This is a genomic window from Prevotella sp. P5-64 (genome assembly GCF_002251285.1).
Classification (GTDB): Bacteria; Bacteroidota; Bacteroidia; order Bacteroidales; family Bacteroidaceae; genus Prevotella.
In genome coordinates, this window is sequence record NZ_NPJK01000044.1 from 18,798 (window position 1) to 45,163 (window position 26,366).

Annotated in this window: 19 protein-coding genes; 2 read left to right on the forward strand and 17 right to left on the reverse strand. The window is 44.0% G+C overall.

From position 1 onward, the window contains the following. Positions 1 to 270: 270 nt before the first annotated feature. From CIK87_RS08630 to CIK87_RS08655, 6 genes are all read right to left on the reverse strand, one after another. Positions 271 to 777 (reverse strand): SbcC/MukB-like Walker B domain-containing protein, encoded by a 507-nt coding sequence (locus CIK87_RS08630; RefSeq protein WP_158216224.1) that lies wholly within the window; start codon positions 775 to 777, stop codon positions 271 to 273. Beyond that, positions 770 to 3,664 carry an AAA family ATPase gene (locus CIK87_RS08635; protein ID WP_094386836.1) on the reverse strand — a complete coding sequence of 965 codons (2,895 nt, stop codon included), beginning with the start codon at positions 3,662 to 3,664 and terminating at the stop codon, positions 770 to 772. Before CIK87_RS08635 ends, CIK87_RS08630 begins: the two co-directional genes overlap by 8 nt. Continuing rightward, positions 3,661 to 4,935: an exonuclease subunit SbcD gene (locus tag CIK87_RS08640; protein WP_094386837.1), complete on the reverse strand. Its 1,275-nt coding sequence runs from the start codon at positions 4,933 to 4,935 to the stop codon at positions 3,661 to 3,663. Before CIK87_RS08640 ends, CIK87_RS08635 begins: the two co-directional genes overlap by 4 nt. 458 nt (positions 4,936 to 5,393) lie before the next feature. Further along, positions 5,394 to 5,645 (reverse strand): hypothetical protein, encoded by a 252-nt coding sequence (locus CIK87_RS08645; protein ID WP_094386838.1) that lies wholly within the window; start codon positions 5,643 to 5,645, stop codon positions 5,394 to 5,396. Between the two features lie 4 nt (positions 5,646 to 5,649). Next, positions 5,650 to 7,956 carry a hypothetical protein gene (locus CIK87_RS08650; RefSeq protein ID WP_094386839.1) on the reverse strand — a complete coding sequence of 769 codons (2,307 nt, stop codon included), beginning with the start codon at positions 7,954 to 7,956 and terminating at the stop codon, positions 5,650 to 5,652. 18 nt (positions 7,957 to 7,974) lie between these two features. Then, positions 7,975 to 9,312, reverse strand: a complete 1,338-nt coding sequence (locus CIK87_RS08655) for an ATP/GTP-binding protein (protein ID WP_144008156.1) — start codon at positions 9,310 to 9,312, stop codon at positions 7,975 to 7,977. A gap of 332 nt (positions 9,313 to 9,644) precedes the next feature. Between CIK87_RS08655 and CIK87_RS14040 the strand changes: the two genes are divergently transcribed. Together CIK87_RS14040 and CIK87_RS08660 are read left to right on the forward strand one after the other, a co-directional pair. Next, positions 9,645 to 9,923, forward strand: a complete 279-nt coding sequence (locus CIK87_RS14040; protein ID WP_144008157.1) for a hypothetical protein — start codon at positions 9,645 to 9,647, stop codon at positions 9,921 to 9,923. Positions 9,924 to 10,006: 83 nt separating this feature from the next. Further along, positions 10,007 to 10,243 (forward strand): DUF2188 domain-containing protein, encoded by a 237-nt coding sequence (locus CIK87_RS08660; RefSeq protein ID WP_216822755.1) that lies wholly within the window; start codon positions 10,007 to 10,009, stop codon positions 10,241 to 10,243. 58 nt (positions 10,244 to 10,301) lie between these two features. Here the strand turns inward: CIK87_RS08660 and CIK87_RS14735 are convergent, their stop codons facing one another. The 11 genes from CIK87_RS14735 to CIK87_RS08715 all read right to left on the reverse strand — a co-directional run bounded on the left by CIK87_RS14735 (position 10,302) and on the right by CIK87_RS08715 (position 26,364). Further along, positions 10,302 to 10,433: a hypothetical protein gene (locus CIK87_RS14735; protein ID WP_256388299.1), complete on the reverse strand. Its 132-nt coding sequence runs from the start codon at positions 10,431 to 10,433 to the stop codon at positions 10,302 to 10,304. Between the two features lie 61 nt (positions 10,434 to 10,494). Further along, positions 10,495 to 11,169, reverse strand: coding sequence for a SprT-like domain-containing protein (locus CIK87_RS08665; RefSeq protein ID WP_094386841.1), 675 nt, complete (start codon positions 11,167 to 11,169; stop codon positions 10,495 to 10,497). Further along, the gene (locus tag CIK87_RS08670) at positions 11,153 to 14,122 is read right to left on the reverse strand and encodes a Z1 domain-containing protein (RefSeq protein WP_094386842.1); all 2,970 of its coding nucleotides are present in this window, start codon (positions 14,120 to 14,122) and stop codon (positions 11,153 to 11,155) included. The genes CIK87_RS08665 and CIK87_RS08670 overlap by 17 nt, the downstream gene beginning before the upstream one ends. Positions 14,123 to 14,139: 17 nt before the next feature. Next, positions 14,140 to 14,763, reverse strand: coding sequence for a hypothetical protein (locus CIK87_RS08675; RefSeq protein WP_094386843.1), 624 nt, complete (start codon positions 14,761 to 14,763; stop codon positions 14,140 to 14,142). 9 nt (positions 14,764 to 14,772) lie between these two features. After that, on the reverse strand, positions 14,773 to 16,236 hold the full coding sequence (locus CIK87_RS08680; RefSeq protein WP_094386844.1) for a PglZ domain-containing protein: 1,464 nt from the start codon (positions 16,234 to 16,236) through the stop codon (positions 14,773 to 14,775). 5 nt (positions 16,237 to 16,241) lie between these two features. Then, entirely contained in the window at positions 16,242 to 18,896 is a 2,655-nt protein-coding gene (locus CIK87_RS08685; protein WP_094386845.1) for a DNA methyltransferase, read from the reverse strand. 6 nt (positions 18,897 to 18,902) lie between these two features. After that, entirely contained in the window at positions 18,903 to 22,571 is a 3,669-nt protein-coding gene (locus tag CIK87_RS08690; RefSeq protein WP_094386846.1) for a DUF6079 family protein, read from the reverse strand. 11 nt (positions 22,572 to 22,582) lie between these two features. Beyond that, positions 22,583 to 22,990 (reverse strand): hypothetical protein, encoded by a 408-nt coding sequence (locus tag CIK87_RS08695; RefSeq protein ID WP_094386847.1) that lies wholly within the window; start codon positions 22,988 to 22,990, stop codon positions 22,583 to 22,585. A 354-nt stretch (positions 22,991 to 23,344) separates the two neighbouring features. After that, a complete protein-coding gene (locus CIK87_RS08705) occupies positions 23,345 to 24,538 on the reverse strand; it encodes a site-specific integrase (protein WP_094386859.1) in 1,194 nt (397 codons plus the stop codon). Between the two features lie 19 nt (positions 24,539 to 24,557). Beyond that, entirely contained in the window at positions 24,558 to 25,094 is a 537-nt protein-coding gene (locus tag CIK87_RS08710) for a hypothetical protein (protein WP_094386849.1), read from the reverse strand. A 37-nt stretch (positions 25,095 to 25,131) separates the two neighbouring features. Further along, positions 25,132 to 26,364 (reverse strand): relaxase/mobilization nuclease domain-containing protein, encoded by a 1,233-nt coding sequence (locus CIK87_RS08715; protein ID WP_094386850.1) that lies wholly within the window; start codon positions 26,362 to 26,364, stop codon positions 25,132 to 25,134. Positions 26,365 to 26,366: the final 2 nt, after the last annotated feature.

Genomic DNA, 26,366 nt, shown 5'->3' on the forward strand with positions numbered 1-26,366 from the left:
GTGCAACTCCCGAGTAAGCCCTTATAGAAGGCCCTTAGCCTCATGCCCTTAAGCAAGAATATTCCCCAAATCGGTCATTTGAAAGTGACAAGATTTTTTCTAATGACCAATTTGGGGTTATGAAACTTACATCAACCAACAGCAGAATCAAATCAGCTCTCGTCCATGGATGCACGAAATTTTCCTATTCCTTCTCTATGCGAATCTCTGTGGATCTGTTCTATAACATCCCGACATTTGTTGATGTCTAACTATATATAATCCAAATGTTTATGGATATATCTCAATATGGCTACTACCCGAGTTGCCATTCTTGATGATGCGAATCTGAGTCGTGATGCGTTCCGACATTGTATCAGTGTGGCTGATAACTCCGACCTTTTTGCCCTGCGATGTCTGAAGCATTGCAAGTGAGTCTATTACTGTGGCAAGTGTGTCGGGGTCGAGAGTACCGAAACCCTCGTCTACGAAAAGGTTCTCGAATGAGATGTTGCGAGAAGATAGTGAAGAAAGTCCCAAAGCTAGGCCGAGAGATACGATGAAAGTTTCACCTCCAGAGAGGGATGTTGTGTCGCGGATATCATCGGCACGGTCATGGTCTATGACGCGTATTCCCAGAGAGTTCTTCACCTGCTGAAGTTCGTAGCGGCTATTGAATTTTCGAATCTCCACATTGGCATGAGCTATCAGGAAATGAAGCGTGTAGCACTGGGCAACCTTGCGGAGAGTCTTGCCGTCAGCGCCTATCGCTTCCGAAATCTCTTTCCATTCATTCATGAACGTTTCTGCATCCTGCTTCTTTTTGGACATGGGGCCCATCTGTTGTTTTTGCAGATTCATGGCGTTGCATATGGGCTTTCGCCTCGACAAGTTCAGTAATTGAGCGAGCATCCAATTTCTTCTTGCGAGCTGCCAATTCCTCCTTTGTTAATATCGGCTTATTCTGCTGATGCTCGGTGTGAGCTTTCGTCTCATTTTTGAGCGTTGTTTCGGCTGAGGTCAGTGCATCGCCCCGTTCTTTCAGACAAGCGCGAATTTCTTCCCAATTATCCTTGGCCTCGGCGAGTAAAGCGATGTCTTCAACGGATAGTTTTTGCTGATGGCTTTTGTCGGCGTTGTAAGATGCCAGCCATTCCGTTAGTGCATTGACGGACGTCTCACGTTTACTTATGTTTTCAGCCTTTGTTTGGTTTGTACTATCAATCTTGCCATTGAGTTCTTTCAAATCGGCATTTAGATTGCTGATGGTTTCAGTCTTGTCTTTAACCGCTTTGTCAGCATTGTCCTTTGCCGTTGTAAGTGATTGTTCAAGGACATCAGGGTCGTTGTTGCCAATCTCTTTCTTGATAGCTTGTTTCTTGGCTTCTAGTTCCTCGTTAGCCTTGCGCAGCGCGTTTGTTGCATCTGACAGGTTCTTGTCTTTCTCAGACAGTTGTTCTTTGAGATTAGCAGTCTTGCCTTTTTCTGTTTGCAAATCGGTGGTGCATTCTGTCTGTTTCTTTTCAGCTTCTTTAATCTTCAGCGTGCTTTCGGTCTTGAAGTTGTTTGCTTCTTTTTCAGCCCTTTCTTTCACTTCGCGAAGACGGTCCACTTCCTTGACAGCCTTATTATATTCCTTCAAGGTGTTGCTGGCGTCGGCGGCGTCCTGCTCTACTGAAGGTTTCAGTTTTTCGAGATTATCAGACTCCAGAGGCCAATCCGTATGTTGAGAATGGATGACCCTCCACTCATCTTCTAAATTACGTAGTGCCTCCTTTGTGTCTGCAATAGTCGACTTGTTGGTCTCCAGTATGCCGGCGTTCTGACTTTTCTCGTTCGACAAACGCAGTTTCTTGTCATTCTGCTTTTTAAGTTTGTCTTCCTTCGATGAGATAAGTTCTTCCATTTCATGAACAACAGGCTCGAATGTCTCGCCAGATTTATACGGATGGTGTGTGGAGCCGCATAGAGGACATTCTTCGCCATCGTGCAGAGAAGCCCGATGTTCACGCCAGTTCTCACTGGTCATCAACGTGCACGTCTTTCGCAGAGTCTCAATTTCTTTCGTCAAATCCTCTGTGTTTACCTTTTTAAGCTCATCTTCGATTTCCTTGTTGCGCTCTTCAAGCTCTTTGTTCTTCTTTTCAAGATCGCTGATGGTCTTGGTGCCGGTTTCTATTCCTTTACGCACACGAATAGCCTCGTTCAGGTCTGTCTTCTTCTTCTCAGCAGCATCTTTTGTCTTCTGGAGGGTGTCGGAGTCTTTACCTTCAGTCTTCTTTTGTTCGTCTTCTAATGCCTTTTTCCCCTTCTCTGCTTCTTCGTTGAGTTCGTCTGCCTTCTTCTGCAAAACTGACTTTAATTTCTCCAAAGCATCTTTGGCGGCTTGCAGCATTTCTTCACCTTTTCTTATGGCAGCGGCATTATTGTCGACATCTTGTTTCGCTTTGCTGAACGCACCCTCGGCGTTGGTTTTGGCTATTTGTTTTTCTTTGACAGTCGTGTTTGCTGATTCCAGCTCTCCCTTAAGGGTACGAGCCTTGTTGATGTGAGGCTTTTGCTGTTCAAGAGTCTGGTTTGCCTTTTGGGCTTCATCCTTGAGCTTTGCGAGGTTAATGTTTTCCTTATCTATCTCTGCTTCTTTCTGTGCAACCTTCTTGCTAAGAGATTTAAGCTCAGTCTCATTGCCATCTATCTCCTTCTGCTTTTTCTCTGCGTTATCGTACAGCTTCACAGCTTCAATGGTTGAGTCATGCAGAGCAAGTCTTTCGGCATCAGCCTTTATCTCATCGAGTTTATTGCGTGCATCAGACAGTTTCCCCTCATATAGACTGATGTTCTTTTCTAAGTTGTCTTCTGTGTCATACCATCCCAAAGACTCCGCAATTTTCAAAAGTTCTGTTTTTGCACTTCTTTCCTCTTCTTCAAGTTTGTCTATGCGCTTGGTCAGTGCATCAAGTTCATTTTTATCCTTGATGATATCCTTATCGATGGCACCGAAATATGCGTTAATCTCATTAAAAGCACGTGTAGCTTCCTCTTTCACCTTACTGATACGGGTGGCAATATTGGTGTAGATTTCTTCATTGCCAATCAGTTTTTCAAGAAGTTGATAACGTTCATCCTCACTTGCAGTCAGGAAATTGGCAAACGTTCCCTGTGCTATCAGTACGGTGCGAAGGAATTGTTCGTAGTCGAGACCAATGATGGCGGGAATCTTGTTCCAATCTACTTCCTCCTCCTCGGTTTTTCCTTTTCTAGAGGTGAGCCTGTATAGCGAACAAATGGCGTTGCTATAATTCTTTGTTTTGAACTCTACATACCATTCAGCTCGGTATACATTGCCGTTGTTTGCCAGAAATGTCAACTTGCTATATCCTTCCTTCTTTCCTCGTGTAAGAATATTGCGACAATCTTTTGGAGACAGCCTGTTTTTCTCGCCTACATCCGGGATGCCAAGAATCTCCATCTTGTCTTTGTCACCTTTCTTTCGCGGATAACGGGGGGCTCTGTTATAGAGAGCCAGACAGATAGCGTCCAGCAGTGTCGATTTGCCCGAACCTGTAGGACCGACGATGCTGAAGATGTTGCTTTCGCCCAGTGCGCCTTCTTCAAAGTTTATCACTTCACCTCCTGCACGGTCGAGAGAGGCGAGATTGAGTATTTTAAGTTTTATAAATTTCATAGTGCGTTGTCGTTTTCAGCGGTTAAGGAATTCAGTAAGTCTGTCAGCATCTTTTCTTGATGTTCTGTCATCTCCTTGCCATTTTTTACTGCAAATGTCTCTTTTAGCGTGTCAAGAGGGTTGCGATTCAGTATGTCGTCAATGCTTTGAAGGTGTTGTGAGCCAGAAACAGTGGCAATGTCTAATTCTGGTATTATTTTCTGTATCTTACAAAGCACGGCGTTTTTAGTGCCAATGAGTGCCTCCAGTTCCTTAATTGCATCATTGTTTACCTTTTCGAGAGTCATCTTTAACGCCAGATAGACAAAGTCGTCACCCAACTTGCCGTCTGTTCTGTTCTGGAGTTCTGTATTGATAAGATTCTCCAGTTTCTTCAGGGAAAGTTCCTCTTCGGTTTCTGGTAGAGATATGAGCTTATGTTGTGGTTCATACTCTAGAAACTCTATTTGTGGTTTCGCCCCGTTCTCTATGGTGACCAGGTCTACCCCATGATGGTAATTTTTTTCTGCAAACGACATGGGGAGCGCGCTACCTGGGTAGTGGGCCCAGTCGGTATTCCAGATGTGCTGACGCTTATGGATATGTCCACAAGTGAAATAGTCGGGATGCTCGTCCCATCCGTGCATGTTCACCTCCTCCTGTCCTCCAATGACAATCTTCTCGCTGGCATCACTCTTGGCAATGTCAGCATCTTTAGCATACATGTGAGCCATCATGATGAGAGGTGAGTCGCTATACTTTCCCCTCGCTCTATCAGTCAGTTCGCGCAGTATAGTATTAACGCCATCCGAATAGTTGGCGTTTTGCACGACATCACTCCGAAGATAAGGCACAGTGAGAACTATTGCCTGTGAGCCGTCACCACCATTGATGGGAATCATGAGGTCATCGTAATTGATCACCCAGTTGCTACCATCTTTGTTTGCGACCCACGACCGATGTATATTGCCACGGATTTCAACCTTGTATCGTGTCAGCAGGGCACGAGGTGCCTCAAGACGGCTGGCAGAGTCGTGATTTCCTGCTATGATAACCACATTCATGTCGGGGCAAGTCTCAGTCGCATCTGCGAGGAACTCATAGTATGCAGACTGAGCTGCAGCCGAGGGGTTGCCGTTGTCGAAGATGTCGCCGGCTATAAGCAACGCATCTGGTTGCTGTTCTTTTATTCTTTCTAGAAGCCAGGCCAGGAAATGCTTGTGTTCGGCTATGCGGTCATTGCCATGAAACAAGTTTCCTAAGTGCCAGTCACTGGTGCATATTATTTTCATGTCTTGTTGGATTTTTGATTCAATGTATGGGGAAATAACTATACAAATGGACGAGTGCGGCTATTATCTCGAATTCTGGTTATTACTACCATAAGTAATATACTATTTCTCCGAAACGTTCGATGATGTCATCCTTGATTTGTGGGTTGAGGTTATTGCATCCGTTGAATTTACAAGTCGTTTTATATCAACAATTTGCGTATCAAACGGTAGAAAAGTGACGAGGAAATATATAAGGATTGCGGAAAAGATCAAGATTTAACGTTTTTAACTTTTTTAAACCACAAAAAGTGTGGCAGTGTGTAGATTATAATCTGTCATGATAACTTACATGGATACTTTAAATGATATATGTATTGAAGTCTTTGGTTTCAAGAACAAATAATAATCGCTAAATTTTGCACTCCTTCGATATAGTCATCTTTATATGTTTTTCAAAATGGCAATTCCCCATCGCCTTACGTTTTGTCAGGTTCGGTACCCGTATCTTCCTCTGAGGTTTCTATTGCCGTGGTCTCAATCTCTTTCAACACATCATTTATCTGTGCCTGCTCTTCCTTTGAGATACTCTCGTCGAAGTCGCAGTCAAGCACTTCGCCTGTCAAGAGGGCCTTTATCATCTCTATGTATGAAAAAGGTTTCTCTGCAGTTCCCTTGAACATGGTTACTTCCACATCGTCAGCCTCATTCTTCTTGAATATCAGTTTCATATCACTAATTGAACTTTTTCAGGTTATACTTCTTTACTCTCTTCTTGATTGAGGCCTTGCCTCCATCGGTCTGGTCTGCTATTAGGTCCAACACTTTCTTTCCGCCTATTTCGCCTTCCAGTGAAGCAGAGCGAATAGTTATCTTCTTGCCGTTGTTCTTACACAGCACAATGGTCTGCGCATCTGCCATCATGGGTATAGTAGCGTTGTGTGAAACCAGAACGACCTGCTTCTTGAACTTCATGTTCTTAATGGTCTTCACCAAGTCCTCGTTGATGTACTTCACAGCCAGGTTGTCCTCTGGCTGGTCAATGATAATGGGGGCATTACTGCCATCATAACCCAGAATCAGATCCAACAGAATCGCAGACTTCCATCCCGGGCTCATATCATAGAAGTCTATCCCGTGCTTAGACACGATCTTGTAGGTATTGTTGTCCATCTTCTTGAACCATTCGCAGATATAGTCACCCAACTGAGTATAGGTGGTTATTTTCGGTGCTCTTTGTTTGAATAATGAACTGTACATATTTTCCGGTCTCACGTCTTCCATACAATTGAAGTGGCAGTGTAGTGCATTATTAAGAACTTCCAAGAAGGCCGCCTCATTAAACTTGAATGTGTTAGTTATGGAAAGTGTATGCCCCATGGCCTTCACCTCTTTCGTGGTAAACGACCTGTTGATGTTCATCAATTTCTCCTTCTCCTCATTGAACTTACGCCTATATGATACATAGCTTCTCAAGTACTTGAGCAGATTCTGTCTATTTTGTACATTTGTCTGGTTGACACCCTGTCGCTCCTGCAGTTTATCATCCTCAATATCCTTGTACTCCGTAATCAAGGTTTCCACCTTCTCATACAAGGCATATCCTTCTCTTGCTTTCTTCAGCTCCTTCAGAATGGTCTCAATCTCTTGACTGATGTTTCCCGTAAACGGGTTCTCGTTTACTCGTTGTTCCAACTCCCGCAATATCTTCACATCCGACTTGTAATCAACAGCGTCATAATTGCACTTACTGTCTTCTCCTGGCTTGGGCAGCAAAGGCAGGAAGATATTCTTTCGTAGTTTGCCTTTTGTTATTAACTTGCCCGGATGGGGAATATCTTTCAGTAGGCGTTCCGTCTGCTCTAAGTGCTCCACACAAATCATCATTTCCCCTACTATGGCCTTCAGGTCTGCCAGTGCCTTGGCATTCTGGCGCTTGACATTGTCGTCACTTGGAAATGCCTTTTTCAGAATGGGTATATCATCTATCGAGCGCTCCTCATTCTTGTTTACTACCTCAGCAATGAAGTTCTGTGAAATGTAATAAGGGTGAATCTCAGACGGGTTCTTTACCTCTATCCTGTCCACATGGAACTTATCCTGATAGACAGATGACTTCAGTTCCTCTGTAAAATAGCGGTTAACTGAGTCCACGAACAACGTTTTGCCTGACGAGCTGCCGCCTATCACCACGTTCAGTCCTTCACTCAGTGTCACGTCAATATCTATATCATCGTTCAGTAGCTTCACGCGTCCTATATGCTCACAGGCTATCTGCGGCTTCTCCTTCTGGTAAAACAGCCTTGAACGTTCCGACAGCGATAGTCTCACACCATCATATGTGGGTTCTGCCATCATCCATGTAGGCATAAATGGAGAGGCCTCGTTAGCCTTGGGTTCGGGATATTTGCTAGGGTCATAGTTGTCCGAACAGGTCAGCAGGTTCACAAACTCCGAAATGCCCAGCTTCTCAAAATATTCATGCGTCTTTTCCAATCCCTTGTTCTCACGTGCTGTAAACCCGTCGAACTGATTGTAGTAGATGCTTCTGCTAATGGCATCGTCCACTTTCTCACCCTTATGCAACGAATAGTTAAACAGTCCGTGCTTCTGCCCAGCATGGGGAAGCAGCATAAACTCGTATGGATCAAACTTGTTGATAACCTTCTGAATATCAGGAATGGAGTTGTCGCTTCTGCATGGCATTTTTACAGGATACAACTCGTCCAGCAGTTTGTTCAGCGCATCAATGGCCTCTCCTGTCACATCCATGTTGAAATAGATGTGGCAGTGGAACGCCTCTACGTCATCGTGGTTCTTGATGTGCAGTTCTGCACCCAACAGCAGGCTCACCCCGACTGTCTTAGCAGCTAGGTATGCTTCCTTGTTGATGGTGTTGTGGTCGGTGAAGCTTATCAGGAATGGTTCGTTGCTATTATACTCCTTGATTTTCCTCACCAGTGTCGCAACATCATAGTCCGTCGAACGGTTGTTCGCATCGGGATAGGTGTGGATATGTAAGTCTATATACACTGGCTGCATGGTTTTCGCCTCCTTTCTCTATTCGTTACAACCTTTAAACTCATCCTCAAAGTATGGAATTGCCCCATACTTGCCTTCCAAATAGTTCTTCTCGTAGTTGCTATCTGTCCTAGGCTTTGCCCCATTGTCCAACGTTATACTCATCATCGGTGTGAGTTTCGTAGAATAGTTCGTTTTTGCCGTCTTTTCTACAAAAACCACCTGATCTCGTCTCAGCAGTTTCTTCGACAGCATATTGGTGTCGTGAGTCGTAAAAATCAGTTGGGCTCCGTGAGGGTTCGTTTCAGCACAGTTAAACAGTTTTACAATACGTCGCGACAGCAGCGGGTGCAATTGTGCATCCAGTTCATCCACAAACAGCGATTTCCCTTGCCGTAAGGTGTCAACAATAGGCCCGGCAAGATTAAACAGTTTCCTCGTGCCGTCCGACTCTCTTTCATCTATGTCAAAGTCCACCATCCCCACTACTTCACCATCTACATTTATTTTACTGTGCTTTGCATAGGCAACAATGGGCGGGTGTTCTTTCAACGAGGCCACTATTTCCGCTGGCAGTCCTTTGGGCAACATTTTTTCATCAATGAGCTCTTGTTCGGTAGTCACTTCGCGGAAGCCCACATCCATACCGCTGATAAAGTCCAGAATCTCGTCCTTGTAGTCTGTCCTGGTATGCAGCATCTCCTTTGTATAGCGTGAGAAGTCGCTGTCGCGCAAACCGGAAATCACATTGGGTTTGGTTCTGAACCACTCTATCACCCTTTTCGATATTTCCCCACCCAGCTGTGCCGCAAGCGAGATGAAAAGTCTATTGTTGTTCAGGGGGATGGCTCCTTCTTTTATGGCCAGCCCTTCCGGATAGTTCTGCTCATCTATCTCTATCATATCGGGAGTCCGTCTCATCAGCGTTTTCAGCGATCGCTTGGGAAATTTCGCTATTAGCCATTCCTCTTCTATCCGTTGTGCGGTATAGCTGAATCCGTAGGTAAACTTGTCGGTGCCGTCTACAAACGACATTTCAAATCTCGTTGGCCTCGCCTCTTTGTCCGAAAGCAGAAAGGCATCATACGGTAGCGTTTCGTTATCGTTCAGCCTCACCGAATGGATAATGATACCACGCATTCTTCCAATAGCCTTGAATACGTTCGACTTACCGCTGGAGTTGGCTCCATAAAAAGCCTTGGCGTTAAGCACACGAGTGTTTGCAACAATGGTGAAGCCTTTGTTGTTCATGTCTTTGATGCCCGTATCAGCTTCAAATGACAGTTTGATCTCTTCGTCTATCGAACGGTAATTCTCCGCGGTAAAGCTCGTTATCATAACTCGATTTTGTGATTTTTGCTCAAATTTAGGCTGCAAAATTAATCATTTTTTTAAATATACACGAGGAAAAATCGATTTTTCTTCAAATGTCTGACAAATTGACAGGAACAAAAAGTCAGTTTGTCAGAAACGCTCCCGACCGACAAGTTGACGCATTTTGGTGAACTTAGCGAAATATCAACGGGTTAGACGCTACCCGAAACTAAAAAATATTTTTAAATTTGAGGTTTTGGCTCAAATTTTAAGAATTGGCACGGAATTTGTTCCTTTTCAAAATGGTGGACTCGTTCCTGAGCACCGGAACCACCCACTAGAGTAAAGCTCTGCTGTACTGTTCAGACAACAGCGTCTAAAACCATACCTGCTCTATGACATACGTCAAAAACGCAAGTGGTACTTCCAGATGGTCAAAGCCCTCTACAGGTGAGTCATCTTGGTTGGAGTATTGGGAGAAGAAAACGGGTAAAAAGGCTACCCGTTGTGGCGCTACCGATTGCCATTCCACAGGCACCCTTGTTGGCGCTCACGTTCAGAAGGTGTTTGGAGGCAACGAGCTCTATATCACACCTCTTTGCACCGGATGCAATCAGCGAAGCGACAACTTCTGGGTTGACACCGAACTGGTCAGAGTACCCAGTGGACAGTAACCAACGCACGGTATGCAACGCCTAAAGTGCTCCGTAGCGGAATCGGAAGACCACCGCAATGTTTTAATCTAACCCCAACTATTATGAGGAAAGAAATACATATCGTTTCTAATCCAAACAGAGGAGGTTGGGATGCGAAAAGACCGAACGCAGACAGGGCTTCAAAGCACTTTGATACGAAGAAAGAAGCAATGGAGTGGGGGCGCGATCTGGCAAAGAGGGAAGGACTAGAACTTATTCCTCATGGTACAGATGGTAAGATTCAAAATCCCAACAGCTATGGAAATGACCCATGTCCACCCAAGGACACCAGGCATTAAGCATTACTCTTCTTGGACATAGCAGGTCTCTGATACGGCCTGCTATTTTTATTCTATTTTAAGTGTTTCCTTTTTTGTGCTCAATGCTCTTCAAGAGCGATTTTTTAATCAAAACTTCACTGGAGAAAAAGCCATCAATGGTTCCTGGCTTCAAACACTCTTTTGCTTCTGCCAGTTCTTCTTCTGTCAAATCTTCGACGGTAAGCACTCAGGGCTTTAGTTTTTTGTTTATTCTTTCGTTGATGGTCATACTATTTTTTAATCCGTATAGAATTACCTTGTTTGATTAGCTCCTTTGCATCTTTCAAGTGTGGTTCCAGTTCTTCCGAAGGAACAAAATAAACACCAGGCTTAGTAGCTTTAGGGAAGCGATTGAAATAAGGGTCGGTAGAAACCACCCATCTCAGTTCCGCCATTTTGGGAAAGTTTGGCATTGCATCCCATAATTCAAATAGTCTGGACTTCGTAGCAACAGTAACGCCACGTTTACCAGTTTTCAGACGTGATACACAGATGATGTGCTGCTGAACCCTCTTGTCACTATCCTGCTCCTCTTTAGTGGTATGGTGGGTGACAGATAGATTACGGTTAAACTTTCGGTTTATTTCCTGCATCTTTTCTATAAAGAGCTTACCGTGTGGTGCTGTGTCCTGCATCTGGTTACTCATGATGTAGTAGTGTATCATCTCGTGAATGATAGTGTCTTCCACTACATCTTCTGGTAAATCCATTACCGTACTTATCTTGAACACAAAGCCATAGTAATACCAAGTGTCATCTGGATTTTTCTCACGCAGGAAGAATACAGCACCGAGAAATGACTTGGCATTACTGAGTTTGAAGGGAAGTGGTTTTAACTTCCCTTCAAACATCAGATTGTTGTATTCGTCGAACTTCTGTTTGATATATTCAAGCGTTGCTCTCATTTCCTGATTCCTGTTCTATACTGGTCAAATAATCTACGTAGTTTTGTAACAGCTCCGTATCTTCAGAAGTTAGTTTCTTCTCTAGAACCTCATCAAGATGATATACGATATTCCAGATGCCAGCAGATTGGTCTGTTACATCCTGACCTTCATTGAATTCTGTATACACCACGTCCTGCTGTTCAAACGGACGGCAAACCATTTCGTATGGATCATCTTCCTTTAACTTAATAATGGCTTGACTTCCGCTCAAATCCATGGACGTGCGCAAATGCAAATACTTATAGTCTTTCACCTCAAACGGAAAGATATTATCATTGACTGTTGTTAAGTCGTAGTATTTGTCAGGGTCTGTTCCTTCAACCAGAATAAGTTTTCCCATCAAGTCTTTCTCTAAGAATAAATTGGCATTTGTCGCTTTTATTTCGCGCCAGTCTTCTTTCCTGTAATCAAGAATGATGTCAAAAAAGAATTCTTTCTTAATAGTCAAAGACAAAACCTCATCCTTTGGATAATTACCTAATGTCTCTAAGGAAATTTGCTTCTTTGCCTTACGGAATTTCTTGTTACCATTGACAGTAAATATACCAGCATTCATATTCTGAGGTGTGGTGAGCACGGGCCAGTAGAATGCAGTTCCGCGCCATCCTAAATCCTTTGAACCGTTTTGTTTGAGCAAAACAAGTACAGGACGGTCGATTGCATTCTTTTTGTCTATTTTAATTTCACCACCAGCCTCAGGAGCGTCAATGAAACGACCTCGTTTGTCAAAGATGTTCTCACGTTCACGGCTCAAATTACGATCACCTCTAACGGCGACAAGAACCATACCGTCTGTGTCATAGGTAAGATGTTCGAGCGGTGTCACCATGTCGTTGATGTCCCATTCCAATCCCACATTGTTATATTCTGTGGCATAGGTATATGATTCGCGAATAAGCGAAAGAATTTCCACGATATCGTTATAATGAACAAGATAGAATCCATCCTCATTTGCCTTCTTTCCTTCTACGGCATGTTGAAGAACTTCCTCTATCTTCTTCGTCAACTTATTGTTCTCTGTTGGCTCGATAGTTTGGAAACCTACTGGATACGTGCGCTGATATGGTTTCAATACCTTGGTGTTTGCTGGAGTGTATTTGTTCTGAGCACTTGGGCTGATACGTTTATCATATCCAATGACCATACTTGTGAAATCATCCGTCTGAACAGTATCACGGTGGGCCTTCAAATACTGGTAGAGATAATCATCAAACACATTCATCGTCTTCAGCACATCATAGATGTCTGGAGTCGTGAAGAAACGGGTGCAAGCCATGTCTTCCTTATCACGGGCGCCATACATACGAGCGTGCTGAAGCACAGTATCCATCTGGAATTTCTTCGGGTCACGTCCATAGAAGAAACAAAGCATATTGTCTATAGTGATTCCTCGGTCAAGAATAGAACCGCCAATGAAGAAATTCAGTGCCTGTTCCAAACGGAGTTGTCCTTTCTCATTTAGCATGGTAGCGACCTTACCGGGCTCTTCAGAGTTTACCACGTTGATAGTATAATCGTTATATTCCAGAATGCGCTTCACCTCTGCTTCCACTTCAGCAAATGTAGGGAACTTCTCATGGATAAGACCTTGCCTATTACCCAATTCATTGCTGAGTTTCAAACTCTCGTATGCATCTGATTCAAGATCAAGGATGTGGAGGTCTGAGTTCGCCTTATGCAGAAACGCTTGCTTGATATCTTCAATGATTTCTGTTATCAATTCTTCTTGCCAAGCATGCTTGTGCTTGTTGATTTCGCAGTGAATCAAGCAACTGGAATAATACTTCTTGTTGCTTTTTTTCTTTTTCTGAATGCTACGAACAGCTGCAGCAAACAAGTAACTTACTACTGCAAAATTCAGAGAGTCGAGATTTTCCGAATGAGCGCGGGATTCCAAATAGAACTCGTTTCGAGCAGACAAAATGTCGATACATATTTGGTCGACCGGCTGGTACAAGCAACCGTACATGTTAGCTGGATGGAAAATTCCCTCATCGTCAATTTCACCTTCTTGGCTATCTACATAGTATTGTTTTCCGCCAATGTACTTATCGTGTATGGGAACCAGCCCAGTATAACGAGGCAACCATGGGGATGCCTCTTGGCCATCACGCAACTGTACTGTACCATCGGGTTGCAGATACAATGAGTATGGTGTGGCGGTAATCTGCATGTAGCGGCAGAAAGCTGGCAGAGCAACAAACTTTTCTATATGCTCAGCAATGCGTAAAAGCGACAGTTCTCCCTTACGCTGATAATATGCGCGACTGGCAAAATCTGCCTCGTCATCACATATCAAGACCTTCTTCCTGCGGAGTACCTCACTATTCTCAAATAATTCAATGAGGTCTTTCAGGTTAGTATTCTCTTTCTTACAGACAATGATGAACTTGTTGGCAGGATCATTGAGCTGGTAATCACTAAGCCCACCTCGTTTATAGAGGTCAAGAATGTCATAGATGTAAATGACAACTTTTTGACCATATGTGCCATCATCCTTGAAGAAGCGAAAATCCTTGTTTAGACGTTCAATGGTCTGTTTGGTCAACGTATTGGTTCCCTTTGTCATTACCACTGCAACATCAATGCCACGGTCAAAGCACAGTCCCATGATGCTAAGGAACGTGTCTGTCTTACCACACTGCACTTTTCCAAGCAACAGGCATGGTTGGGTTGCATTCTCACCTTCCATCATCAGTTGGTCGGTCATTTCGCGCACAACCTTCTCCTTTTCTGGTGTCATGAACTTGTTGTGTGCTGCCATCGTACCGAAGACATATTCGTCTTCGTTCACGTTTTGAACCGCTTCCAGTCTGGCCTTTTCTGCCAGCATTTCTGCGTTAGGTTCTTGTCCGAAACTCCTTAACTGAGCTTCAAAAGCAAGATAAGCGTCAAGATTGTCAAAGTGCATAGTCGTATATTTTTTTGTTAATAATTGCAGGTTATGAATTCAAAGAACGGGTTACTGCCAATGTCATCATCCATCGTATAAGTCGGATTGTTGATGACAAATGCTTTGCGATAAAGGGTAAGAGCAAAGTCGCTATATCGTTCCTGCCGGATGGCTTCATAGATGCCAGCCACAGGTCGGTTCAGCAGACCTGCCTCAATGAACATGGGTAATACACAATAGAGGGCATTAGGCAAAGATCGGTTTGAACCGTACTTGCTTGCTATCCGTTGTGTTATCAAAGTTGTGTTCACTTGTTGTTGCACATGGAAATACTTACCCATGATACTTAGAGTATCGAAACCAAAGGGGTAAGCTGCACATATAACGGCTCCAAACAGCAGCGGTCTGTCATGTTTATTCTTCATTGCAGCCAATACAGTATCGACATGTTCATGAAGATAGCCAAAGATAGGATTGCGAACAGTGAGTTTGTTTATTACCGACACCGATTTTTTGATTCGGTTTTCTCCTTTGTATTCAGTAGCTGCCAGTTCACTGAAATATTCAGGTGAGGCTTCATCCTGAAGTGCTGCACATAAGGCAAGTTCCAGGATATGAATCGGAATACGCTGATTGATACCTATAGTGATATTCTCCATATTTCTTTTTTATAGTTGTACGAAAGGCACCACAACTTCGGTGAAGCTGCTGCCGCCATGTGTGATAAGTGAAACACCAGAACGCTCAAAAGCTCCGAAATCTCGTACTGCTAACCAATTATCGCGTAATAGCAACTTCATGTTTCCTGATGCGCTGTCATAGAGCTTGCGCTGTTCATCGACATGGTCAATATTATATATAAGGTGGCGTTTACCACGACTGCCATCTTTATAGAGAAACACCTTTTCTACTGGCGTTAGCGGACGTTGACCTATAGCAAATGTACTACCGTGGTCAGATGTGAGATAGATGGTAAACCCCATGTCTTTCAGAACCTTTAGCTGTGTGCAGAAACGAGGTGCCCATACATCTGTCAGCACAGCGAGGTCACGCATGTCGCGTGAAGCGTGCATTTTGTGATCCATTTCTACTGTGACGTATGCCAGGCGATTGACACCTTCATTGATTGCAAACTCTTCGTTGTCGTAGAGATATTGCAGTTCATAGGATGACATACCAACTTGATGCCAGAAGTCGTGCCATAATCGACGTTCCGCCTCTGGTGATTGCTTGTAGTCCATCTGTGGACGGTCGCCACGGAAGATGGCCTGACGTGAGAGCATGGTGATGGTGGGTAGCCACGCTGTGGTAAAATCCTCATTGGCGACAAAGTGGTTCTTCTGCAAATACCTTGCAAGAATACGCCACTGCCAGAAGGAAAGTCCGTCAACAACAACTAAAGCAACTTTGTCGCTACTACCATACTTATCTGCTAAATGTGGCAGTACATTATTTACACAAGCAGGTCGCAATAGCGGATTGCTGTTTTGCAGGGCGAAATAGCTATTATCCAACCAGTTCTGAAAAGATTCGTTGATACGAGTCCATTCCTCAGTTAGCTGATCGTATACCCCGGTCAGGGCTGCGTCTGCGATAATATCGCAAATCGCTGTTACTGTTTTGCCCATCATCCCCCAGTCGAGCCTGAGCAGCTGTAGCTTCTGGCGATAATGGTCAGCAGAATATTTTCGCTTTTCATTCTCTTCGTTACGAATGTCCTCCACCATTCGCTTACCTTCTGCCATGTTGATGCGACGTGTACCCATCTTATGGCTGAGCATGACCATTTCTTCAAATCTGAGTTGCTGCAATAGGTTCTTGTCTGCAAACAGAGGGAATAACTGCCCAATACCGAAATCAGTTATTCTCGCTTCCTGCACCATGTCTGGCAACAGAGTGTCAGTATTCGGACAAACATAAACGAAACGGTCATTCTCTGAAGCCTTGTAGATTAGCTCATAGTGGATGCGCAACTGAAGTTGTGAGCCAACTACGACATTCAATCCGCATTCCGAAAGGAGATGAGACTGTACGACAGGATTGGTGAGCAACCCGTCTGGGTTACTCACTATCGACAGACGGGTATAATCCGCTGCGATGCGTTCCGCTATCTTTCGTATCAGTCTTTGCATTTTAATTATAGTTTGCTTTGAGCGATGTCATAGAATTGTAGCAGTACCTCGTCTTCGGTCAGCAAGTTCTGTGGAATCTTGTTGCCTACTGTCACGATGGTCTGGAAATCCTTATCGACATAACACTGTTTGAAACCAGCTCTAAGGGCTTCCACACGAGCATCCTTAATTTTAGCCTTTGGCTTCTGTGCCTGTTCTGCGTAAATTCTGAATATTTTCAACAATTTCTTTGTGCGCATAGTTTCTTTGTCTGCATCGTCTTGCACATTTTGCAGTCGCCAACGACCATCTGGCATTTCAATGAAATTGTCTTCTAGAACTTCCTTCAACTCTGGCAAGATATCACCTTTACGTACTCCATTGATGGCTTGCATCCATTCTGGCTGTATTTGCTGATAGGTTTTTGGCTCATCACGCAATAGATTCTTCAACCACTCAATTCCATTAGCTTCATCACTTACAATGATGCCCATTGGTGCAAACCCGTCCGTATTTTTTCGTTTCTCCTCATATTCTGCAGCTTGTGTCGCCGTAAAGAACATACCATCTCGCTCAATGAAATTATCACTCAATCCTTTTTGAAATTTAAGAGCATCTATAGGAACGGGTAAACCATGCTGAACATAGTAACTTATGAGACGGTCATAAAGAATCTTTGGACTACGTTCAATGACAGTAGTTGTCTTGTTTCCTTTTTCTATATGGATGGTCAAATGCTCCAAATGTTCCTGTATGAAATCCCATACTGTACTTTCTTCAGAACCTTTTTGTGTTACAATGTTCACTAATTCTTTAGAAGGCTTGTAGCACGTGATAACAAGGTCTTGCTTTACAGCAGTGGTTGTCGTAACCGCCTTGAAAGAGCCTTGTTTCTTATCGAGTGCGGCAACATTTGCAACAACAAAACCTACACCTTGCAAAGCATTTTGTATTGAGTTCCATACAGATGCCGATGTATTACTAAACTCCATTGTAAGCCATTTGCCCGGTTTTAATATTCTATAGAATTCTCTTAATGAACGATTCATTAACTGCTGATATTCAAATAGAGTCTTGTGTTGGAATTCATTGACAATTGCTTCTGTCTGATTATTTGTGGAAACCTTTAACCACCCTTCCCACATGGAGTTAAGTTCTGAGTACATTATGTTTGCACCAAATGGAGGGTCAATAAATATATAGTCAATGCTGTCTTCTACTATTGTTTCAAGATTTGTTGCAGAGAGAAGTGAAACGACCGTGTTGCCTCGTGTGCTATAATTTGTAGATATAAAGTCTCTTATTTTCCCTTTTAATAGACGATAAGGATTTTGTTCAATATCAAGGGAAGGCGTGAATAATGTACCGCTTACAATCCCACCTTTACGGTCAAGCCTGAATTTATACATTTTTGAAGCATTTTGAATGACAGAAGTGAACCATGCATTCAAAAAAGCATCTCCGTTTGTAAGTTCTTTAACTCTTGACAAATATAAATGGTTTCTTCTTGTAAATAGTTGATGAACATGATAAAAACCAATGGAATAATTCCTATGAGATTCATCTCCGTCTGGTATCGGTCCAATATAGTTGTCATTTCGTACATCTTCAACTTGTTTTAACAAGTCAAAATCTTTGGTTGATAATTTAAAGTCACCACGAATCGGAGTGCTTACGTTATTTGCTACGGGAATCTTCTTAATAGTTTTTGTAGGCTCATGAATTATTGGGTCATAACTTGTTTCCCAAGATTTCTCCATATTCTTTTTGCTACATTCATAACCACAATGGGGACAAGGAAACTTTTCCTTTATGTTGTTATTATTAAGGTCTACAGACTCTTTCCAAAGCACAATTTCTTTTCCACAAGATGGACATATGAAAACATCACTCCAAATTGTGTAATTCACTTTTGTTTTTATTCCATTAATTTCCGTTTCATACATCCAGCCTAATTCTGCTTCAACTTGATTCAGTATCGCATTAGCTTTATATTCAAATTCTTTCGCATCGAATGGAAGAGTATAACTTGCAGCAATCAAAGTTGCTATTGGTGATAAATCAGAACAAATGCTGTGTCTCACTCCAACTTTAGCTCCTTTTTGTTTGAGCGCATCAACCTCTAACTTGGAGCCGCAAAGGTTGGCAGCAACTCCAGTCATTCCTGTACCAGCAAACCCATCGAAAACAATATCTCCTGGTTGAGTATAATGAAGAATGTACCGCATAATAGCAGGATGTGGACATTTAGTATGATATGCATGTGCCATATAAATGGGATTATTCTTTCCCTCACTCACATCGCTGGCATAAGGCTCCTTTACCTCAAAATCTGCTTTGCGTTTTCCTTCGGCTTCGAGTTCCGCTTTTTCCTTCTCCCACTGTGCAATGAAATCATTGAGCCAAGGGTTGGGACAAGCCGTGTAATATGGAGGGTCGCTAAGACGGATGATGTCCTCATCCTTTCCGATGGGGAAACCCTCTATCTGCCGTAGCTCGGGCAGTTTTTTCCGCAATTCTTCACGGAAGTATTCACGGCGGGCATCGTCATTTGGAAACACTACGCCTAAACAGGTGACTGGTTTGTTTTTTTCTTCCCAGATGTCACCGGGTGTGATACGTCCCATTTCCTCTGCATCGAAGAGGACTGGCTGCGGTATATTTTGGTCTTTCTTGCTCATAATACGTTACTTCAAGATTACTCTTACATTTTCGTTTTCATAGCCATTGGTCATCAAGTCGATATACTTGCCAAAGGCTTTCTTCGCTTCCTGTGGTGTCATTGGATGGTTGAGCGCACGGCGAATGTCATCCATCGTAATATCCACCTTCTGGATGTCACGGTGCAACTTGTCGATGATGACCATCAGACGGGCAGCATCCTCAGCAGAAGGCTTTTCTTCGCGGTTGTCGTGGAACTGCTTGAACAGTCGTTGCTCGCTTTGGTCAAGCACCGAAGTGGCATTACCTGCTAACTGCGGGTCTTCAGCCATTTCATGGAGCGACTTGATGATATTTTCATAAATCTGTTCCAGTTCATCACGCATGTCAGCAAGCTGAGGCAGCGTTCTACCTTGGAATTGCTTGGGATTGAATCCATGATATGGTACGTTGAGAATAGCTTCGCGAGTTACGGAAGGACTGGCCACCTGCAATTGGCTCATGCGACGGTTCCAATCTTGATACTGGGGAACAATGGTGATATAACCGCCACGGTCATTGCCACAAATAGCATCACTCACCTGTTTCTCGGTGCTACGCATGATACGGAGCTTTTCCTGCTCCTGCATTCCCGTAATGTGTAAGCGATTGTATTCTGCCAAATACCAGTCAGCATATTTGTCCATTAGAGTGTCAAGCAGACCCTTATAAGCCGAAAGTGCTTCATCGTCATTGACCATTGACGGAACCTCCTTTACACGTTCAAGTGCCGCATTGACATCTGTCTCCATCTGTTGGTCTGTCATATATTGCTTTGCCTGTACAAGGTAAGAGATTCGAGTTCGCAATTCATCTACCACTTGGAGCATATTGTCGAGCTGATTCATCAGTGGAATTGCGTCAAAGACATGGCCAAGTTGTTCCAAAGTCCATGGCAGATTACTCATCTTAGCCTTTGTGCCATAGTTCTGCAACTTGTCACAGAATGAAGCCAAAGCCTGCAAGCGGTTGGCATGGCTGCTACCATCGAAGGGAGAAAGCACTTCCTCGTTTTCAAGGAAGATACCACCACGTACCTTCTGTGCCAATGTAACGGCATGTCCAGCTTTCTTCTGTGCTGCCACAAGGAGTTTGGTGAAAGTGTCTTCCTTGTCAAGCTGGCGCGTCAGGTCATGGCCTTCTATCTTAATGAATATCTCGCGTACAAGTGGAAGATTCATTCCTTTCGGACGGCGTACATGTGAGAAGTTGTAAGCCATATCCTCTGGCAATGATGTAATGTCTGCAATGTTGGCTGCATTGATGGACTTATTCCCAGGCAGACTTATTTCTATCTCGCCAAGGCTCACCATCGTGCAAAGCACAAGGAATTCAAGGTCTGCCTCAATCTCGAAGTCCTTGGTGCGCCATGTCTGCTCGTAATATTGGTAGAGGATTTCATCCCGATTGAGTACCTGTCCTTCACCTTTGTTTTCCAGCTTCTGCTTGACACTCAGGGCATACTGCGAGGCCTCAATACTCAATGTTCCGTCTGCAAATAGTCCGAGTGCAGCAAGAATGGCTTCACTATCGCGGTTGGCTTGTGAAGGATTTGCTATCCTCTTCTTGGCTCCTGCTATCATGGTGGCGCGGTTGTTTGATGTGATAGGCAGTCGAAGGAGTGAGAACTTTGGATAGTTGGGCAGACGCTGGCAGAAGTACTCTTCGAGTATGTTGGAGGCAATTTCGCTAATAATCTGTTCCTTTGCCATACCTGCAGCCCCTGTCAGATTAACGGTTTGCAGCTCTCCTTGATAGTATACCTCAGTACATTGGATGAAATCACGCTGGAACACAGGGCGCAACTTGTCCTCGTATGTTTTTCTATACTGCTCATAAAACCGCTTCTGCGATGTGTCCACACTCTTGATAAGAGCCTCAGATGCTGCATAGAGTGAAATAAGTTGACGCATTTCGTCACTTACTTTGTCCATGCGAATATAGACGCTGTCCGGCTCGGTACCTACCTGTATTTTCTCTTTAATGAAGATAGGCATGAAGTAGATGTAGAAGTATTGCTCTGGCTGAGTCGTGCTACGTTCATCTGGGTTGCCCATGAAGATGTAGCCATCGAGTGAAATCTTATGACTCTTCCACTCTACGGAATGAGGATAGATTGGGAACTCCCTTCGATATTTCTCAACCTCAATAGGCAGGTTCTCCACCAAATAGCTGAAGAAATAGCTGTCAAGGGCATCAGGTGCCATTGTCAGAACATAGTCTTTGATTTTCTGCTCATAGTTCACACCACCTTCGATGCGTAGGTGATACTCTTGATTCTGAGCATTCTTTTCAAAATACTGTCCTACGGTAGCCGATACGATTTGTGATGCGGTGGTGTTGATAACCTCGCCCAACATTTCACGGTCGAGAATGGTGGGGTTGAGATAGCAAAGACCGTCAATCAGATTTTCAGCTGTCACGCCATTGGTATGCTCCAACGTGTCTTGGAGAATCTTCACAGCACAGGCATTGGCAATGCGGTGAGCTAAAACAGCTTTATTAGCTCTTGCACCAGTAAAGTTTTCCGTAATCTTCTGATGGACGGTCTGCATGATGGCAGTCACACGGCGCACATCTGCATCGGTCTGCATTTCGGGAGCCTGAAGGTCTTCCCAATACTGGTCATAGCAGATTAGACCGGGTTCTGTTTCGGGAATGTCTTTATCGAAGATGGCCTGGAACTTACCAGTCAAGGTCTTCAGTACCTCACGCTGTGATTTGCTGATGCGTATCTGTTGGAAGTTCTCAAAGAACGATGGATTGACAGGGAATAGCGAAACATAATCTTCCAGTTTGGCGTGCATGTCGGTGAAGAACTCCGTAAACTTGGAAAGATGACGACGAATAATATCACGTTGGGCATCGGTCTTTTTCAACAGTCGCTGCTGAACGACAAACTGCACGTCTTGTTTGGTTATGGTTATATCCTTATAGCGGTCATTTACCTTGTTGAGCATATCGGCAGCATACTGAAACTCTGGTGAGTTATATATCAGCTCCTGCACACCGAACATCATGCGGAAGCGTGATTTATCACTGGTTTGGCCAAGAGCTTGCAACACACTAAGGTCACGATTCAAGCTAACGCCATTGGCACGTGATTTCAAGTATGATAACATTTCGTCAATGACAAGCATCAGCCCTTTGTCTGGGAATTTGGCTTCAAACTGTGCCATCATGCGACGCAGTTTGTCGGCATACATGTCGGGCTTGTTATCATTGGAAATACTGTAATCTACGCCCCATGCTGCAAGAGCTTTGTCTATCTGATAGCATACAACGCGCCACAGTTCTTCGTCGGTTCCTAACTCAAAGCGAATAACTTTGTACTTGCCAGCAATATTGCCAAGAACCTTACGGGCACTTTCGTTATTCACCTCTGGAAGTAAGGTCGCATCCTCAGCTACCAGTGACACAAGTGACATCAAGTGTGACTTACCTGTACCATAGTTACCGACAATTTGCATACCAAACGTCTCGTAACTGGCAGTATAGTCGAGGTTCTTGCAAATCGCGGGTATAAATGTCTTCTCGTATGTCTCTGAGAAAACAAAGTTGCGAACAAGGGAATGGCGATAGTCTTCATTCGACAGTTGATCGAACTTCACCACCTCGTTGATTGGTTCAAATGATATTAGCTCTTTATATTTCATATGCTCAGCTATTATATTTCAATAAATGATAGTCCTTGGAGATTAAGTGCAAAGCGGGGGTCATCCATCAACAGATAACGGTTTTCCTTGATTGAGCCATTAGATAGCAAAATCAGACACTTGTTGATAGAAAAAGATTCAACGATACTTCGCAAATCAAGTTTCAGGTCTGGCTCAAAAAGAATTATCCAGTTTGATAAGGCGAGGTATGATCCTATTACCTCATCGTTGTATGTCTGCTCAAAGATACGCTTACAGGCACTTGAATAGCCGGAAGGCTCTTCTTGTTCTTTGATAACGAAAGACAATTCTTTGCCCACATCCACGAAATGTAGGTTGCTTATCGGCTCATGGCAGAAAATGATTTTATTTCTGCTCACTTGCGAAATGAACTGTTTTATCTTCTCTTTGCCAGACATCTGCTACATAAAAGAAGGGCTCCCAAGTGATGTCTCAACAGGCGACCAAGCCCTTTTTTACACCACAAGAGAGTCCCTTGTTTATCGTTCGCCCATTTCAGGGCATTTTGGTGGTCTTTGTTGAGCAATATCCATTCGTCTCTTTCCAAGAGACGGATATTTGGGTACAAAGGTACTTTTTTTCTTGCAAAATCCACCTTATTAAATAAGAAAAGCAACTTTTGGCATATCAATTTTTCACTTTGTTTAGCAAAAACAGGTAGAAATAGCTCCTGAAACGGTGATATAAGGGGACTTTTTGTTTCTCTACGTCTCTTGGAAAGAGATTGAGAAATTTGCTAAACAAATCTCTGTTTATAAAAGTCCTAATATCATCTTGTTTGCTTTATCAACTACTGACGTTTCCAAAGAAGCGAGGTATATTTGTGTTGTTGCTTCAGAATCGTGTCCCATTCCTTCGCTGATAACTGACAACGGCACATTCTTTGCCTTGGCTGCACTTGCCCATGAATGACGAGCCACATACATGGTGAGTGGTCTTTGGTGTTTCAGCATTGTCGAAAGTTCCTTTAGGCGATAGTTGACAAGATGCAGTGCCTTGTCATATTGCCTTCGCTCATTGCCTTGCTCTTTGATGATAGGGAGAAGAAAGTCTGTTTGATTTTCAGGGTATTTAGCTATGATTTCAGCCATACACTTCTCCCACTTGATGGTCAGCTCCTGACCTGTCTTTCGTCTGCGATAGGTCAGAATTCCGTTTTGAAGGTCTGTCTTTCTGAGGTATGCCATATCCACAAAGGACATTCCTCTGGTGTAAAAGCTGAACATGAACATATCACGGGCGAAGTCCAAAGATGGTTTCATGGATAAATCCAACTCCTTCAGGGCTTTGATGTCCTTAATGGGCATTGCTCGCTTCACGGTCTTATCTACTCCAGTATAGACATGCCGGAAGGGATTGTTCTGTGGAGTCAGTCCTTTCTCTACGGCTCTATTATAGACAGCCCGAAGGTTACGCATATAAAACGAAATGGTGTTCATACGAACACCTCTGGCTTTCAGGTAGGCTTCATACATGAGCATCAGGTCAGAACTAATGCCATCAATAGGCACGTCCTGCTCTTCGCGGAATGCCATAAAGCTATTGAGAGTGGTGGTATAGGTCTCTGAAGTTCGGACTCTACCCAGTTGCTTCAACTGTGCTATGACACCATGCATAAAGGTAAAGAGGGAGGACTCCTTGGTCAGTTTATGGAACATGGTGATCACATCGTCTGCTGTGAAGCGACGACGTTCCGTTTCCAACGAGCGGACAACTTTTTCCAGACGGGCCACATCCCATGCCAGACGTTCTTGAATACCCAACAGCAGGTTGGAGCGGTTACCATTTACGACAACGCTTTCCGACTCTGCATCCCATTCCTCTGCAAAGGCCTTATAATCAGTATTCAACTGACGGACTATCCGATTGTGGATAATCTGGAAATAGAGTCCTCCCTCCTTGCCATCCACCGTCGATGGTCTGAACTTTACCTTTATTGATGTCATCATGTGCGTTAATTAGTTATCATGCTATCCACTTGAAGTACACATAGAAAGCTATCTCTATGGCAAGCGTTATGATTGACAATAGGGAAAGAGAGCCAACAATGTAGAACAGTTTTGTGGAAATCCATACGCCCTCGTTGTTCTTCACGATGTCTGTGAGTCGTTGGCTCTGCTTCTGCCAACTTTCTTTCTGCTGCCTGTGATGGTCGTCAAGTGTCTGTTTCTCCTGTCCCAACCATTGGACATGACTGTCATGGAGCTGCTTCAAACTCTCATCATCAAGCCTCGTTTTGACAGGTGTCTGCTGTGCTTGGACAATGGCGTGGCAAATGCCCGTAATGGCGTTATCTGCGCTTTGGGTTGCTGCTTTGAGGCCATTCTGTGTCGTTACACTACTTTCCTTCGCTTCTTTAATTGCTTCAAGCAATTTCTGCAATAGGGCAAGTGCCTCCTTGATCTGCTCCAAGGTGGCATCAAAGCGGTTCTGCTCTTTCTCTTTTTCCTCGTCATCCTTGATGGACTGCACGAGGTTATTGTATTTGTCTTTTTGTGACATATTTTTTTTGTATTACTTGTGTTGATAATCTGTTTAATTACTTACCTCGTTTCCATCTTCTGACAATCGGCTTGCAGAGCCAGTTGGCCATCTTGGCACAGCGTCTGGCCCTTTCCAGTTCATCCTCGTCCTTGTCTTTTCCCCAGCCTGTGCCAGCATCTCCACCGCCACCATAAGACTCAGACATGGCTGTAGCAGCATTGACGTAGTTCAGGAACAACAGCATGGCGACTTTCAGAATGTCCCCATGCATGGCATTGCTGTTGCAGGGAACCTCGACATTACTGTCAAGCTCCTTGTAAATTCTTTCGGGGATGCTCAGATGTACCTGCTTGCCATCGATGAGGAATACCTGTTGGTAGTCGTTGAATGTGGCAGATGGTTTGGCTTGCGAGGATAATACATATGCCGTTGACGATTTATCCGTGATTGGAGTCTTGCTGTCCAATGGTTTTGGTGCTTGTACAGCCATCGGTTTCTGAACAGGATGCAGTTTTCTCCACGTGTCTTCTATCTTCGTCGGCATCAAGTTTCGTCCTGTGCCAAGTTCCGATGACTTATAAGAGGAATTGCCCTTCTTGACGGAATAGCCTCTGACAATGTTCTCCTTGTCACGCTGCAATTTGACCTTGTAGCCTCGCTTGTTAAGCAGGGCTTCGTAATCAGTCCAGTCGAAACGTGGCAGGTATTTGAGTACATCCATGCAGTCGCTGGTTATCTGTTGGAGGTGTTCTTCCCGAATCTCCATCGGGTCTTTCCAGCCGTGGCGCAGATTGATGGCATGGGCAGCAGCCACAGCCCGCTCGCCGATGAAGTGGCAGTCATTGATGTTGCCGTTCTTGTCGATGCGGTTCACCACCAGATGCAGGTGGGGAATCCCAGATTTGGCATCATAATGAAGGGCAGCGAAGTACTGCGAGTTCTTAATGTTCGTCGGGACAAGATTCTTGTGCTTGTCATCTGGTGTCTTGGTCACCTGGTCAAGTTCATCCAAGAACTCCTCAGTGAAGTGTCGCCAGTCTTCGAGCGTCCATCCGTTACTCTCGTTCATGGATGGGGAAACCTCGATGCGTATGGACGTCTTGTCAATGGGCTTCCGTGCGAACTTCTGCCTGAAGCGGTTCATGTGGAGCACCATCTCGTCCCACATGCCAATCGGGGGCAGATCCTCTGTCAGGAGGTTCACTTTCACGATGTCGGAACGGAAGTCTTTCGTGGCATAGTTGGTCATGGCCTGACCATGCGCTATGGGTCTTGCTGTTGCTATCATAG

Excerpts from the sequence above, each read along its gene's own strand:
- CIK87_RS08630 (WP_158216224.1), bottom strand. The coding sequence starts at position 777 with ATGAATGAATGGAAAGAGATTTCGGAAGCGATAGGCGCTGACGGCAAG.
- CIK87_RS08635 (WP_094386836.1), bottom strand. The coding sequence starts at position 3,664 with ATGAAATTTATAAAACTTAAAATACTCAATCTCGCCTCTCTCGACCGT.
- CIK87_RS08640 (WP_094386837.1), bottom strand. The coding sequence starts at position 4,935 with ATGAAAATAATATGCACCAGTGACTGGCACTTAGGAAACTTGTTTCAT.
- CIK87_RS08645 (WP_094386838.1), bottom strand. The coding sequence starts at position 5,645 with ATGAAACTGATATTCAAGAAGAATGAGGCTGACGATGTGGAAGTAACC.
- CIK87_RS08650 (WP_094386839.1), bottom strand. The coding sequence starts at position 7,956 with ATGCAGCCAGTGTATATAGACTTACATATCCACACCTATCCCGATGCG.
- CIK87_RS14040 (WP_144008157.1), top strand. The coding sequence starts at position 9,645 with ATGACATACGTCAAAAACGCAAGTGGTACTTCCAGATGGTCAAAGCCC.
- CIK87_RS08660 (WP_216822755.1), top strand. The coding sequence starts at position 10,007 with ATGAGGAAAGAAATACATATCGTTTCTAATCCAAACAGAGGAGGTTGG.
- CIK87_RS08665 (WP_094386841.1), bottom strand. The coding sequence starts at position 11,169 with ATGAGAGCAACGCTTGAATATATCAAACAGAAGTTCGACGAATACAAC.
- CIK87_RS08670 (WP_094386842.1), bottom strand. The coding sequence starts at position 14,122 with ATGCACTTTGACAATCTTGACGCTTATCTTGCTTTTGAAGCTCAGTTA.
- CIK87_RS08675 (WP_094386843.1), bottom strand. The coding sequence starts at position 14,763 with ATGGAGAATATCACTATAGGTATCAATCAGCGTATTCCGATTCATATC.
- CIK87_RS08680 (WP_094386844.1), bottom strand. The coding sequence starts at position 16,236 with ATGCAAAGACTGATACGAAAGATAGCGGAACGCATCGCAGCGGATTAT.
- CIK87_RS08685 (WP_094386845.1), bottom strand. The coding sequence starts at position 18,896 with ATGAGCAAGAAAGACCAAAATATACCGCAGCCAGTCCTCTTCGATGCA.
- CIK87_RS08690 (WP_094386846.1), bottom strand. The coding sequence starts at position 22,571 with ATGAAATATAAAGAGCTAATATCATTTGAACCAATCAACGAGGTGGTG.
- CIK87_RS08695 (WP_094386847.1), bottom strand. The coding sequence starts at position 22,990 with ATGTCTGGCAAAGAGAAGATAAAACAGTTCATTTCGCAAGTGAGCAGA.
- CIK87_RS08705 (WP_094386859.1), bottom strand. The coding sequence starts at position 24,538 with ATGACATCAATAAAGGTAAAGTTCAGACCATCGACGGTGGATGGCAAG.
- CIK87_RS08710 (WP_094386849.1), bottom strand. The coding sequence starts at position 25,094 with ATGTCACAAAAAGACAAATACAATAACCTCGTGCAGTCCATCAAGGAT.
- CIK87_RS08715 (WP_094386850.1), bottom strand. The coding sequence starts at position 26,364 with ATGATAGCAACAGCAAGACCCATAGCGCATGGTCAGGCCATGACCAAC.